General features: G+C 47.5%; 12 protein-coding genes. 5 read left to right on the top strand and 7 right to left on the bottom strand.

The window, feature by feature from the left end; all coding sequences use genetic code 11:
- Positions 1-22 precede the first annotated feature (22 nt).
- A complete protein-coding gene (locus QZT80_RS07735; RefSeq protein ID WP_295120092.1) occupies positions 23-604 on the top strand; it encodes a TetR/AcrR family transcriptional regulator in 582 nt (193 codons plus the stop codon).
- 52 nt (positions 605-656) lie between these two features.
- Positions 657-1,451 carry an SDR family NAD(P)-dependent oxidoreductase gene (locus QZT80_RS07730; protein ID WP_295120090.1) on the top strand — a complete coding sequence of 265 codons (795 nt, stop codon included), beginning with the start codon at positions 657-659 and terminating at the stop codon, positions 1,449-1,451.
- A gap of 171 nt (positions 1,452-1,622) precedes the next feature.
- Here QZT80_RS07730 and QZT80_RS07725 read toward each other — a convergent pair whose 3' ends face one another.
- The 4 genes from QZT80_RS07725 to QZT80_RS07710 all read right to left on the bottom strand — a co-directional run bounded on the left by QZT80_RS07725 (position 1,623) and on the right by QZT80_RS07710 (position 4,964).
- Complete coding sequence (locus QZT80_RS07725) at positions 1,623-2,033, bottom strand: hypothetical protein (RefSeq protein WP_295120087.1); 411 nt, start codon at positions 2,031-2,033, stop codon at positions 1,623-1,625.
- A gap of 190 nt (positions 2,034-2,223) precedes the next feature.
- Complete coding sequence (locus QZT80_RS07720) at positions 2,224-3,246, bottom strand: LLM class flavin-dependent oxidoreductase (protein WP_295120084.1); 1,023 nt, start codon at positions 3,244-3,246, stop codon at positions 2,224-2,226.
- An 86-nt stretch (positions 3,247-3,332) separates the two neighbouring features.
- On the bottom strand, positions 3,333-3,761 hold the full coding sequence (locus QZT80_RS07715; RefSeq protein WP_295120080.1) for a DoxX family protein: 429 nt from the start codon (positions 3,759-3,761) through the stop codon (positions 3,333-3,335).
- Positions 3,762-4,028: 267 nt separating this feature from the next.
- On the bottom strand, positions 4,029-4,964 hold the full coding sequence (locus tag QZT80_RS07710) for a winged helix-turn-helix domain-containing protein (protein WP_295120078.1): 936 nt from the start codon (positions 4,962-4,964) through the stop codon (positions 4,029-4,031).
- A 465-nt stretch (positions 4,965-5,429) separates the two neighbouring features.
- Between QZT80_RS07710 and QZT80_RS07705 the strand changes: the two genes are divergently transcribed.
- Complete coding sequence (locus QZT80_RS07705; RefSeq protein WP_295120075.1) at positions 5,430-7,925, top strand: phosphocholine-specific phospholipase C; 2,496 nt, start codon at positions 5,430-5,432, stop codon at positions 7,923-7,925.
- A gap of 57 nt (positions 7,926-7,982) precedes the next feature.
- Here the strand turns inward: QZT80_RS07705 and QZT80_RS07700 are convergent, their stop codons facing one another.
- Complete coding sequence (locus QZT80_RS07700) at positions 7,983-8,114, bottom strand: hypothetical protein (protein ID WP_295120072.1); 132 nt, start codon at positions 8,112-8,114, stop codon at positions 7,983-7,985.
- A 265-nt stretch (positions 8,115-8,379) separates the two neighbouring features.
- Between QZT80_RS07700 and QZT80_RS07695 the strand changes: the two genes are divergently transcribed.
- Positions 8,380-9,183, top strand: a complete 804-nt coding sequence (locus tag QZT80_RS07695) for a lipopolysaccharide kinase InaA family protein (protein WP_295120069.1) — start codon at positions 8,380-8,382, stop codon at positions 9,181-9,183.
- Between the two features lie 433 nt (positions 9,184-9,616).
- Here the strand turns inward: QZT80_RS07695 and QZT80_RS07690 are convergent, their stop codons facing one another.
- Positions 9,617-10,339: a TVP38/TMEM64 family protein gene (locus tag QZT80_RS07690; RefSeq protein ID WP_295120066.1), complete on the bottom strand. Its 723-nt coding sequence runs from the start codon at positions 10,337-10,339 to the stop codon at positions 9,617-9,619.
- A 120-nt stretch (positions 10,340-10,459) separates the two neighbouring features.
- Here QZT80_RS07690 and QZT80_RS07685 point away from each other — a divergent pair, with 120 nt between their 5' ends.
- Complete coding sequence (locus tag QZT80_RS07685; RefSeq protein WP_295120063.1) at positions 10,460-12,211, top strand: ABC transporter ATP-binding protein; 1,752 nt, start codon at positions 10,460-10,462, stop codon at positions 12,209-12,211.
- A gap of 218 nt (positions 12,212-12,429) precedes the next feature.
- On the opposite strand, the gene QZT80_RS07680 is transcribed toward QZT80_RS07685, so the two are convergent.
- A complete protein-coding gene (locus tag QZT80_RS07680; protein WP_295120060.1) occupies positions 12,430-13,767 on the bottom strand; it encodes an ROK family protein in 1,338 nt (445 codons plus the stop codon).
- Between the last annotated feature and the right edge of the window lie 716 nt (positions 13,768-14,483).

The raw sequence follows: 14,483 nt of genomic DNA, 5'->3' as shown, positions 1-14,483 counted from the left end.
TTTGTAATGATTACTACAAAATATGAAAGGAAGACCATCAACATTCGACCAGGAACGTGTTTTAGAGAAAGCGCAGCAGGTATTCTGGCAAAAAGGATTCGCCGCCACATCGCTCGACGACTTATTGAAAGCCATGAGCATGGGCAGCGGCAGCTTCTACAATACGTTTAAAGGCGGAAAAAAAGAACTGTTCAGCAAGGCTTTACAGCAGCGCAGGCAGGCATTCATGGACTTCAAAGCAATTTTACATAAAAGCAAATCTCCTGTTGATGAGATCAAATCCTTTTTCAGGTCGCTGGCCAGCGCGAGCGAGCAAGAGCATCTGAAGGGCTGTATTATTGCCAATACCGTGGTAGAAATGACTTTCCAGGATGAAGAACTGGAACAGGAAGCGGTGACTATCTTAAAAGAAGTAGAAAAGATGTTTGCCTGGGCCATACAGAAAGGAAAGGAAAGCGGAGAAATTACTAATCCCGCCCCGGCTGACTTACTGGCGCGTTACCTTATCACCGTGTGGAACGGTTTGAACGTGACCAGGCGCATGTATCCCCGTGCGCAAAGCCTGCAAAAATTAATTGAACTACAACTGTCAGTCCTCAACTGACCTTTTTTTCGTCAATTTTTGTAACGATCAATACAATAATAAAATAACAGATATGGATTTACAGTTAAAGGGAAAAACCGCCTTTATAAGTGGCGCCACGCAGGGTATAGGTTTTGCAATAGCGACACAGCTATTGAAAGAAGGCGCACATGTGATTATCAATGGAAGAACACAGCAGAAAATAGATGCTGCTATCGGGCAACTTATGCAAAACATTCCCGGCGCAAGCGTGTCCGGCATTGCAGCCGACTTTGGTAAAGAAGCGGAGGTGAACAAACTGCTGGCCCAACTCCCGGAAATTGACATCCTGGTAAACAACGTAGGCATCTTCGCCCTTAAAGACTTTGAAAGCATTGAAGATAGTGAGTGGCAGGCCATGTTCGACGTGAATGTAATGAGTGGCGTACGGCTGTCGCGTGCATTATTGCCTAAAATGCTCAACCGCAACTGGGGCCGGGTCATTTTTATCAGCAGCGAGTCGGGCGTTAATGTGCCAGGCAACATGATACACTACGGCATCACCAAAACGGCCATGCTTTCACTGGGCAACGGATTATCGAAACTTACCAAGGGAACTGCCGTTACTGTCAACACTATACTTGGCGGCCCCACTTATTCCGACGGAGTGGCCACTACGGTGAAACATATTGCCCAGGCTAACAATACCAGTGAGGATGATATGAAGACCGCGATCCTGCAAGGCACCAATCCACATTCGCTGCTGCAGCGGTTTATTGCCCCGGAAGAAATATCCGGTATTACCGCTTATTTGTGTAGTCCGTTGGCCGCCGCGATTAATGGGGCTGCGCTCAGGGTTGATGGAGGCGTGTTGAATACGGTGTTGTAGTCGGGAACTGACTGAAAAAAGACGCCCGCAGAATATCTGCGGGCGTCTTTTTTCAGTCGGGCATAAGTGTTGCGGCACCACATCGGGAAGACACCGGCGTTTCCGGATAAGTCGAAACAGATAAGATAACGCGTAAAAAAAAGACTCGTTTTACGAGCCTTTTTTTATCATTCAATTCCGATAATAATTCAGCAGCAGCGCGCCATCTCCATATTCATCCAATGTGAAATCCCCCGTCTTCAAAACGTTACCGTCTTTGCTCAGGATCGAGATGGTATATTTTGCTCCGGGTACGCCGTTGCTGACACTGGCGGAGAAGCCTGCCCCTGCAATGTTTTTATGAAGGGTTACCGTCTTTTCCCATGGCGGCGTTACCTGTTCTTCATACTCAAGATCGTCAGGCACTTCCGTCATATTGGGATCGGTCATGGTAGGCGTATACTGTACCTGCACCACCGTAGCAGCAGGGCCGGCCAGTTTGTAGGTGTAGGTGTAGTTGGGCGAGCTTTCGCCCCCTTTAGAACAACTGATCAGCAAAGTCGTGGCGAGCAGAATAAATAATGCAAGGATGTTTACTCTCATAAGTGTATTAGTTAACGTTAGGGCGGCTGAGCGCAAATACCATACCATGGTGGCCACACCTATCAGTTAACAGATTTTTTTTGCTGCATGTTTTATCAGTCATCCTCCCTTAATAATTTACGAAACTGTTCCTGATCGATTTAGTCCCTGGGGCTTGCAAGCTAACCCTGCATGAATTGGATCAGTACAATTAAAGGTTTACCAGTGGCGACAGCTTCGTGCCCATCAGCTCAATAGACTGCATCAGCTTTTCATGTGGCAACCCGGCGGTGTCCATCTGGAAAGTGAGCCGGGAAATACCACCCAGTGCTTCGCTATGCCGCTGTATCTTTTTCGCTATTTCTTCCGGGCCGCCCACCAGTAGTGCGCCAGATGGCCCCGCCTGTGCTTCAAAACGTGCTTTCGTCATCGGAGGCCAGCCGCGTTCCCTGCCGATCTTCGTCATGGCGGCAGCATAACCGGGATAAAACTCTTCGAATGCTTCCTCATCGGTAGCGCTCACATAACCCAGGGAGTGCAGTCCTACGGTCAGTTTTTCCGGGGCATGCCCTGCTCTTTTACCAGCCTCCCTGTACAAGTCTACCAGCGGCCGGAAATGATGTGTTTCGCCGCCAATGACAGCTACCATCAAAGGCAGGCCAAGCGTACCGGCACGAATGAAAGAGGCAGGCGTACCGCCCACGCCTATCCATATGGGCAAAGTGTCCTGCAAAGGACGGGGGTATACCGGCTGGTTGCGTAAAGCAGGCCTGAACTTGCCTTGCCAGGTTACAAACTCATGCTGTTGCAATTGCAGCAGCAGGTCCAGCTTTTCGGTGAACAATTCATCGTAATCCTCCAGGTTCAAACCAAACAGGGGGAAGGCGTCGGTAAACGAACCACGACCTACCACCATCTCCGCCCTTCCCTGTGAAATAAGGTCGAGCGTGGCAAAACTCTGGAATACCCTTACCGGATCGGCTGCACTCAATACCGTAACCGCACTGGCCAGTTTGATGCGTTTCGTGCGCGATGCGGCAGCAGCCAATATATGTGTGGGGGCAGAGTCGAGAAAATCCTTGCGGTGGTGTTCTCCGATGCCAAATACATCCAGTCCAACTTCGTCGGCGTATTGCATACGGTCAAGCAACTGGCCCATTGCGGTAGCATTGTTCTTTGCCGATCCGGTACTGCCAGCCATTTCAGCGGCAAAACTGTCTATTCCTATCTCCATAAAACATTCCTTTAATTGATAAGAATGCAAAGATAGAACAATGTATAGCTGGTTCCATAATGTAAGCAGTATACAAAAGGATACCGCTAAGCGCTGTAGGCCGCCCGGAAGGGCTGTGTGCTATTCGGTAATACGCCGGCTGCCTTCAGCGCCATCACTTTCTTCCACAGGAAATACGGCACCAGCATAATGGCCAGTACGATCAGGGGGAACAGTACGAAGAACAGTGGCTGTCCCACGATGGCCCAGGATACAGCAGCCATGATGAAGTTGAAAGTCAGTCCCGCAAAAGCCCATTCCTTGATGGTGATGAACTTGTTTTGGAGGATGGCGATAGCCGCCAGTAATTTCGCAACGCCTGTAATGGGCATGATATACTCAGGATATCCCAGCTGCCGCATGGCTACTTTACCATCTTCTGAGCCGGAAAGTCCGCCTATGCCGTCCATGATCAGCAACAGGGCAAAGAAAATAGTAAAAGACCAGTAGAGGATGTTTAATGTTTTCGGTTTCATATTATGTCGTTTTTGGTAGTACAAACTTAGGATGGTTATACGTGTCAGGCGGGGTGTGAATGCGGCAATGTGAGGGGCTGAATGCGGCGGGGGGATGTTTCTCCGGTATAACCCGGCTTATTGGAACGAAAAAGGACAAAATGGAGCAATACCAAAACTATTGGGATCTATCCCCTTGCGGGATGAAAAAACACCATCCTCCAACGTAAACAGGCCGTTAAACGTCCGGGAAGGGTAGCAATCTTTAATTGGAGCGGGATGATCTTCTTAAGCGCTGATTTCAAGCTTATATCCTTTGCCGCGTATAACAACAATTTTGATATTCGGATCAAATTCAAGCTTTTTTCTAAGTTTTGATATGAACATATCAAGACTGCGGCCTACTATAACACCTTCATCTTCCCATATCTCTTTTTGTAGCCGGCTTCGCTCTATAGTCTCGTTAGGAGACAACGCAAACATGCGTAGTACACGGGTTTCAGTTCTGGTCAGGTCGATGGTCTTTCCATCTATCAGGAGCTTACGGTTCTCCGTGTCGAACAACATTGACCCCAAGGTGAGCATATCAGAATGCCGACTGTCAGGTATCTCGGGTGCATCGGCGTCAGCTAAGGCAGGTATGCCGGTTAAGGTCCTTCGTGGCTTAACAGCTCTCAAAAAAACAAATCCAACAAATGCCAAAAATGACAGCCCGCCCAGGAAATATCCATTCTTAGCTGAAGTTAAACCCGTTGGTTTAAATTTAATGTTGATCATGTAACATGCTATAGGTTGAGTTCTTCCTACACAGGCAACAATATCATCTTTCTTATTTTTTGATATAGCATATCCATAAGCTACGCTGGCATCGTTACAGTTCAGTACATTAACAACATAATCACTTGAGAGCGGGTCTTTGGCTAACAAACGCTGGGTAGTATTCACCAAAAGGTCGGGTTGAAAGGTAAAGGGATTCTCAAAACTGACCTGGTATTCATTTTCAGCTATCTTTTTTACCGGAAGTACCTGTGATGTACTGTCGCCAGACTGTAATAGTATTTCATGCCCGATCCGGCGGAGTAAAACTTCCCTCCGGGCTATATCAAAGTCCTCACTGCCCGACATACCGAAAGCCACGCAGATCAGAGAGATAAACATGAGTAGTACCAATCCGTACAGGTATTTATATTTCCAAAACAGGAGATTTATTTTGACAAACATCATGTAACGATATTATGTACGAAGTTTACATCATTATTTACAATCCTGGTTCCCCGGACGAAAGATATCAAAGTAATTTCGCTGATTCAAAATTGCCAGGATATGAAAAACAAAAAAAGTGTTAGTGTTCGCAAAAAGATGAAACAGGAAGCTACATTAACCGCTATTGGAACCCTACAGCTAATACCAAAATTAAATAATAATCTATGAAACACCTAAGCGTATATACATTTGCCCTTAATGTCTGTTTTTCTCTCCACCTGTGGACAAACCCAAAAAGATATTATCAAGACCAAAACCAAAGGCCCTTTACTAAACAATCCAATATTATCATTCCGTAAACTCAGCCATTAACGCACCACTAAAACCGGCCTGGCAACCGCCCATCCATTCGCCCCCTCTCCCCCATTTCTCTACCAATGTTATTTCACTAACTTACCAAGGTCAAATCCAAGAAAAACACGTCATATGAGTGATAACCGAAGGGAGTTCCTGAAGAAATCCATGCTACTTTCCGGCGCGGCCGGACTTTCCACGATCTTACCCTCTTCCATTCAACGGGCTTTTGCTATTGATCCTGCGCCTGGCAGCACTTTCCTCGATGCGGAACACGTGGTGATACTGATGCAGGAGAACCGCTCGTTTGATCATTGCTTCGGTACGCTGCAGGGTGTACGGGGTTTTAACGATCCCCGGGCTATTTCGCTGCCGGATAAAAAGCCGGTGTGGCTGCAAACCAACGAAAAGGGGGAAACGTATGCGCCTTTCCGCCTGGACATGAAAGACACGAAGATCACGTGGATGGGCTCTTTACCACACTCCAGGGCCAGCCAGGTGGATGCGTACAATGAGGGTAAATATGACAACTGGCTCATCGCCAAAAGACCGGGTAATAAACTGTACGCCGGCATGCCGCTTACATTGGGATATTATACACGGGAGGACCTGCCATTCAACTACGCCATGGCCGATGCTTTTACGGTGTGCGACCAAAACTTCTGCTCTGCCATGACCAGCACCACGCCCAACCGTTCTTTTTTCTGGACGGGGAAAATCACGCATAACTGGGATGGTATTGAGAAAGCGCATATCCGTAACGACGACTTCAGCTTCGGCAAACTGGACTGGGGTACCTTCCCCGAATTGCTGGAGAAAAATGGGATCAACTGGCGGTTTTACCAGAACGAGATCAGTTGCGGTGGCGGTTGGAAAGGTGAAGAGAAATCATGGCTCGCCAACTTCGGCTGTAACCTGCTCGAGTTCTTCGCTCCTTACAACGTGAAGTTCAGCGAACGTTATGTAGCGGGACTGCAAAAGCTGGTGGATACTCTGCCTGGCGAGATCAACCAACTGCAGGAAGAAAGCCCTTCTTCCGAAGAAACAGCGGCTAAAAACCGGGCCGCTGTTGTAAAAAAGCAGCAGGCGCTGGATAATGCGCGTACAGAACTGGCCAAATGGAACAAAGGGGAATACGATAAGTTATCGGACAAGGAAAAGCAGCTTCACATGCAGGCTTTCGTGGTAAATAACGGCGATCCGGGTTTTCGTTCCGTAACGAAAATGCAATATAAAGATGGCAATAAGGAAAGAGAAGTAACCGTGCCTTCGGGCGATATACTGCACCAGTTCCGCAAAGATGTGAATGAGGGCAAACTGCCTGCCGTGTCGTGGCTGGCAGGGCCGCAGAACTTCTCCGACCATCCCAGCGCTCCATGGTACGGCGCCTGGTACGTGTCGGAAGTTCTGGATGTGCTGACGAAGAATCCGGAGGTATGGAAGAAAACGATTTTCATTGTTACTTACGATGAAAACGATGGCTACTATGATCACGTGCCTCCGTTCTCTATTCCCGACAACAATAAACCTGGCACAGGCAAGGTATCGCCGGGGATTGATACAGAGGTGGAGCATGTAAGGCTGGCCAATGAACTGAAACAGGGCGTAGCGGAAAAACAGGCACGTGAAGCGCCTATAGGACTGGGCTTCCGGGTGCCGATGCTTATTGCCTCGCCATGGAGCCGCGGCGGCAGGGTGTGTTCAGAAGTGTTTGAACATACCTCTACGCTTCAATTCCTGGAAACATTCATCAACAAAAAGTACAACAAAAACATACGCCTGGATAACATCAGCAAGTGGCGCAGGGCGATTAGCGGTGACCTCACCTCGGCCTTCACGCCTTTTGATGGCAACAGCCCGGAAAAGCTGCCTTTCCTTAACCGGGATAAGTTCGTGCAGGACATCTACAACGCGAAGTTTAAAGCAGAACCAACGGGCTTCAAGGAACTGGGCGCGGCGGAAATCAGCAGCGCAATCAGGAACCCGATGAACATTGCTGCTAAACAGGAAAAAGGTGTACGCCCGGCTGCTGCGTTGCCTTACGAGTTATACGCACACGGCCAGTGGAACAGGGAACAGCAGTTATTCGAAATAAAGATGGAAGCCGGGAATAAACTGTTTGGCGAAAGATCAGCCGGATCGCCTTTTACGGTATATACACCGGGTGCTTTTACGGATGAAAATGGAAGAACGGACGTTTGCCGTAACTGGTCGTTTGCGGTAGTACCGGGCGGCGAACTGGATTACGGCTGGGCAGGCAAAGGTTTTGAGCGTGGGCGTTATCACCTGCGCCTGAACGGCCCTAATGGCTTCTTCCGCGAGTTTAAGGGCAGTGCAAAAGATCCGCAGTTGTGGGTGCGTTGTGAATATGCCCCAAATGGTAACCTGCTGGTAAAACTAAAATCGGACGGTGCAGCCACGATCACGATAGCAGATAATGCGTACGGTCAGAAACAGGTATCGCGCAGCATACAGGGCGACGAAACCATCAACCTCTCATTAGCCAAAAGCTTTGGTTGGTACGATATCAGCATCCGTGTAAAAGGTGCGGGTGATTATGAACAACGTTTCGCGGGACACGTGGAAACGGGGAAAGATAGCTTTACAGACCCATTGATGGGCGCATAAAATAACCAGGAGAAAGAAATGACGATCAGGAGAGGTGAGGTAACAGCCCCACGCTATCTACTGTATTTTCATTTCTTTCTCTCTTTCATATAAAAACGTATCAGGGTTAATGAATAACTGTGAGAATAACGCAGCATCTACCCGGCTGCCGGGGCGGTATTGCCCGGTACCTTTCAGGAAAGCAGCCATCAGCTCCCCGCGATTGGCGAAGACCCGCTAAAATAAAACCAATACGGCAATAACTGCGATGATTACGCCAACTTCCGCATATGTACATTATATAAATTTGTGCGTTTCAGAATTTCTATGGAGTTTTGTGGTACAAAGCATTCGCTTTTTTAGTTGACCTGCAATTGAACTACACTAATACTTAGCCTACACTGTCGTCACTATGTTTACTTGGTAAGCTGTTCCGGATGGAACGGTCAATTGGATTATTTAAAGCGCGCAGGCAATGAGTATTCATGTAGAAATGGCTCCTCAGTATGAGTTTTTAAGGGATTATATTGAGGATATTCCCGGCAGGTTCAATTCTATGGGTGTTGTAGTACACAAGGCCCGTAATATTATTCGTGTAGACGTAGAAAAGAATATCAAACTGGTGATCAAATCGTACCAGCAGATCTATCTTTTTAACCGCTTCTTTTACGCGAACTTACTACCCTCTAAGGCTAAACGGGCCTTTAACTACGCGGGTAAACTTATCAACAAAGGTTTTCAAACGCCGGAACCGGTAGCTTATATAGAATGTGTGGATAATGGACTGATGAAAGAAAGTTATTTCATCTGCACCTACACCGACTCCCTCCCCTTAAAAAACATACTGGACCTGCCACGCGAGGAGTCGCGCCAGGTACTGGACGGACTGGCCAGCTTTACCGCCCATTTACATGCGCAGGACATTTATCACAAAGACTTTTCGGTAGGTAACATTCTTTACAAACAGGATGAAACAGGCGCTTACAGCTTTTCGCTGGTGGATAACAACCGCATGAAGTTTGGCCACAGTTCCTTCGCTTACAGGATGAAAAATATGCGCAGGCTCGATTTACCACTGCCTATGCTGGCCTTCTACTGCCAGCAATACGCCAGGGCAACCGGTGAGAACGAGTTGCTTACGCTTACCACCATGCTCAACTATCGTAAAAAACGTATGTTGTTCCGCTACCGGAAGGGGCAGCTTAAACACTTCTTCCGCCGTTTCCTATCTCTGCCGCCAGTGCAACATTTAAGTATGGAGCAAAAAAAAGCAGGATAAATATCCCGCTCATGAACGCGTCAAATAAATAGTCAATTAAACCGGGGGTTCCCTCCCTGTATTACACCTAATAAAAAAGAGTTAACGGTAATGGGACACGCGTTCTTTTATAGCCGGCGGTATACATTACATACCACTGACCGTATCAAACAAAAGGAATAAAATAAAGGTAACGCAGCACACTGCCGCCGGACTTCACATGATAACGGTTCCTTAAAAAAAGAGGACGGGCTACTGCAACGCCGGGCACTAACTCTTTGAAAGGATGTGTATACGAACAATTCTCAAACACATATAACGGCAAATTTATTACCCGGGGACCATATCGCGGAAAAAAATTAGTCAGTATACTACGGCAGAGTCTTCATAGTTAATACGTTGGATTTTCGGGGAGCAGGCAACCCATCTTATTTTATCTCAGGGGGTATCAGGACTACTTTAACGCAGCTGCAGCTTTCTTCTTCTCCAGTTTATTTTTGAAGATGATATACACCACCAGTAGTACCACCGAAATGCCGGCTATCCATAACAGCGCCCGCTCTATACGGCCACCATTACCAAAAATGGCCAGCAGTATCACCAGCGGCGTTATGCCGGCCATGGTGGCCAGTATAAATCGCTTGTACTGCATCCGCAGGAAACCCGCCACAATACCCAGCGCATCGTTAGAGATAGAGGCAAGGCGGGTAATAATAATAGCTGGTATACCGTAAAGTTTGAGGTAAAGCGCTATTTTTTCCTGTGCCTTTGCACTGATCAGTTTACGAATTACCCCGGGACCAAGGTAACGGCCCATTACATACCCCAGAGAAGAAGAACAGAAAACGCCTGTTAAAGAGATCAAAGAACCCCACACAGGACCGTAAGCCGTAATAGCGATTATCATGACCAGTATATTGGGTATGACGATCAGGAACATTTGCACCACCATCACCATCACCAGTACAATGGGGCCACCGATGCCAAATTCCGCCACCCAGTCCTGTATACGCTCTTTATCCCGGCTTGTAAGTACGTCAAAAGCCTCCTTTACCCAGTCCTGGAAAGCTGGGATCAGGAAATATAAACCGGCCAGCGTGCCTAACACACCAGCTGCAATAAAGAACGGTAGCCTGCTTTGCGGTTGATCGGTTACTTTGGTCATTTCCTTACTCATCCTTTTGCTATAACAATTTATATACCATGAGCCCGGCGCATTTCTTACTTTTATACACGCCCCGGCCCGAAAGTTGTGCAGTACAGCCCGCCGGTAAAGGATAAAAAAACGAAGCCCCGTATGAATACACTGTGGAAATATTTCAAAGAACAAAGATGGCGGGTAATACTGGCGCTATTGCTGGCAGGCACTGCGCAGCTGTTAAGTCTTGTAGACCCCATCATTTTCGGAAAGATCATCGACGATTATGCCACTAAACCTGTTAGCACTAATCAGCAGGAAATGGTGAACGGTGTACTGTACTGGCTGGGCATTGCGGTAGGCGTTGCCATACTGGCCCGTATAGCACGGGCGTTCCAGGATTTCGTGACGCGGCAGGCAGTACAAACCTTCGGCATGCAGATATTTAACGATGGCCTAAAACAAACCCTTCGCCTCTCGTTCCAGGAATTTGAGGAGCAGCGCAGCGGGGAAACTTTATCTATCCTGCAAAAAGTGAAAATAGACACAGAACGTTTCATCAACTCTTTCATTAACGTATTGTTTTCGTCTGTAGTAGGCATGGGCTTTCTGATATGGTATTCGATCACTAAAAACTGGTTACTGGTGCCGGTATTCGTGGTGGGTATACTGGTACTGGGCTCTCTCACCGGTTTATTAAGTAAAAAGATAAAGACCGTACAGCGCACGATCAATAAAGAAACAAATAAGATGTCGGGGGTGATAACGGAGTCGCTCCGTAATATAGAACTCGTAAAAAGCCTGGGCCTCACCTTCCCCGAAATACGCCGTTTAAAGATACAAACCCAGCGGATATACGACCTGGAGATGATGAAGACCAAACGGGTACGAACACTCTCATTTTTACAGGGCACCACGCTTAACCTGCTTCGCCAGTCGATCCTCTTCATCCTGTTATGGCTTATTTTCCGCCATGTGCTTACCACGGGTGAACTGATTGCCATGCAATTCATCTCTACCGCTATCTTCGGTCCCCTCCAGGATTTGGGTAATATTATCCTCAGTTACCGCGAGGTAGAAGCTTCTATTCACAACTTCGACCAGCTGATGCAAAAGCCGATAGAACAAAGGCCGGACACCCCGGTAGAAACAGGACCATTGAGAAGCATCCGTTTTGAGGACGTACTGTTCCGGCACAAAACGGCACATATCAATGCGATCGACGGGGTATCGTTCAACGTCAACTCCGGACAAACAATCGCTTTTGTGGGGCCTTCGGGCTCAGGTAAATCCACACTGGTAAAATTGCTGGTCGGACTGTACCCACCGGTATCGGGCCACATACTGTTCAATGATGTACCGGCTACCGATATACGATACAATGAACTGCGCAGGCAAATAGGGTTTGTTACGCAGGATACACAACTGTTCGCCGGAACTATCAAAGAGAACATGTTATTCGTAAAAGCTGATGCCACTGAAGCGGAAATTATGGACGCCCTGAACAAGGCATCCTGTGCCGGACTTCTCTCCCGCTCAGCCAAAGGCCTTGACACGATACTGGGCGAAGGCGGCATGAAACTCTCCGGCGGCGAAAAACAACGTATTTCCATCGCCAGGGCATTACTCCGTAATCCCAGGCTGCTCATATTCGACGAAGCCACTTCGGCCCTCGACTCTCTAACGGAAGAAGACATTACCGCCACCATCCGCGAAGTGTCGGCCAGCCGCGAACGGATTACCATCCTGATCGCACACCGGCTTTCCACCATTATGCACGCCGATGTGATTTACGTACTCGAAAAAGGACGTATATCGGAAACGGGGCATCATGATGCATTACTGGAACAAAAGGGATTGTACTATGCCATGTGGCGGCAGCAGGTGGGCGAACGGCGAGAAATGGTTTAAAAGAAGAAAGGCCTGCATCGCTGCAGGCCTTTTGCGATACAATACCTGCCCCTCGTGCAAAAAAATGGGCCGCCCATAGGCAGCCCTCACTGTTTTCCAAGTCGATCTATAGAAGTGTTAATCTTCGACTATTGCTTTTCCTGATATGGTGTAGTAAAAGAAATGCCTGTCAGGGTGCGCTCCCTCCGGCCTCCTGAGTTTTTTATACGAGTATAATCCTAGTGATGTTGTGTTTTCCTCAAAAATTTTTTCTCATCAAAATGTTCCATAACCAGGGCGGCGGCGCCTAACCTTTCCGCTTCATAGCCAAGCGGGGAAATAGTGATCTCAATATTCTCGGCTATCCGTGGTATACAGTGTTCGTTAAGGGCCTGTTGTATGGGCGCCATCCACAGTCGGCCAGCTAAAGCCCCGCGACCGCTCAGCACTATTAAACCCGGGTTCATGATATGTATAAGTATCGCTACCCCGCGACCAATATGGTACGCCGCCTGCGACAACAACTCTACCGCATACTTATCACCCTTTACCGCAGCGTTCATGATCTTTATAAATGCTTCCTCGAGATTGTTCAGCGATAAATCTTTTATCATCGTGGTACGGCCTTCCTGCATACCTGCCACTGCTTTTTCGGCAATTACCGACAGGGAGGTTTCTGTTTCCAGGCAGCCCATCTTTCCACAACCACACATCTTATTATTAGTGAACAGTGGAATGTGACTAAACTCACCTGCAAAACCGCTTTCGCCCCTGAACAGGCTGCCGTTTAACACCATACCAAGACCAATGCCCCAGCCGATATTAATGACCATCGCGTTTTGCCTGTTCCTGGCCGCGCCGAGCTTCAGTTCCGCCAGCGCAATCAGGCTCGAGTCGTTATCTATCAACACCGGCACGCCCGTTAGCATTTCCAGGTACTCTGTAATGCTGGCCTTTCCTGAATCGAGGAACGAGTAGTTCACACCTTTCGTTACATCCACAAAACCCGGCATACCAATACCGATCCCTGCTATCTTATCTTTAGAAATACCCGATTCGCGTATAAAAGCCACCAGGTACTCTCCCAAATCCTGCAAAGCGTTCGGGTTAGCAGAAAGATCCAGCGCAAACTGTTGCTGCCCGCCAATAAACTGGTTGTGCATATCCACAATACCGATACGGGTAACGTATTGGTCCATGGCCACTGAAATAATATACATGATATCCGCCTTCAGCGAATACATTTGCGGACGGCGGCCACCGGTGGAACTTGCATACCCCGATTCCAGCACATCGCCCCGCTCTACCAGTTCGTACAAAGCCTTCGAAGTATGCGGAAGACTTTTGTCCGTAAGCAGGCTCAAATCCGCGCACGACAGTTCCTTACTGAAGTACAGGTGTTTGATCAGAGATTTTTTATATAGTATCTGCCTGTCGGACAAAGTAATACTGGATTTAGAAGTTGTTTGGCCTGCCCGCAAAACCGGGCTCTCATCAAATGCAATCACGTTATCTACAAAGTTCGCTAACAAGTTATGTTTATCTCTTACCGGAGCAACCGGTTGGTGTTCGTACACCTAAGTATCAGTTATCGCAACACATTTCTCATAAACCAGGTTAGGCCTGTAAGCTGGATCTAAAATAGAAAAACTTCTTTAAATTATACAAGAAGTCTAAAAGAAATTTAAATAGATAGCTATAATTAGCACATTTTCGCGTAGAAGTCATGCATTTGTGGCAATTTTACATCAGTACCCTTATAAATAGCATTATAGGCGACTTAACTTTCCCTTAACTTTCTTTCTGCCAGGAATAGGATTTGGGGGCGAACAGCGGTAGTTCTATCCGGCCGCCGTTGTGTCACACCCTTCAGCGGCAGTAACAACCTTGGACAAAAACCTGTCGCAATCACACCCGCAAGTACTAGAACATGTTTAACCCTCCGCTTACGTTCCGCTTCTCCATACGCTCACCATACTCCCTGCATACTGGCTACATCCTTTAAGGATACTTGCCCGGTTAGCAATATCAGATCCGAGATTAAGTCATAGATATCCCAACCCTTTTAAGATATGGGACATCTATGGCTTATATATGACTCATATATGGCTCATATATGGGACATCTATAAAGGATCGTCAAAGGATCTGACCCAACGGGCTGAACGGTCTTGTCCTGCTCTAGGTTTACACCCATTGTTAGAAAATACTGAATTTGGTTTACAAAGATCTCTAGTTGTTCTGGAAGCGGTTTACAGTTGTTGCTGATTGTCCTGTTGTGGGTTGACAGCTCT

This window comes from uncultured Chitinophaga sp. (assembly GCF_902168175.1).
Lineage (GTDB): Bacteria > Bacteroidota > Bacteroidia > Chitinophagales > Chitinophagaceae > Chitinophaga.
The sequence above is the reverse complement of the archived record's forward strand: the minus strand, read 5'-3'. Positions and strand labels throughout refer to the sequence as shown.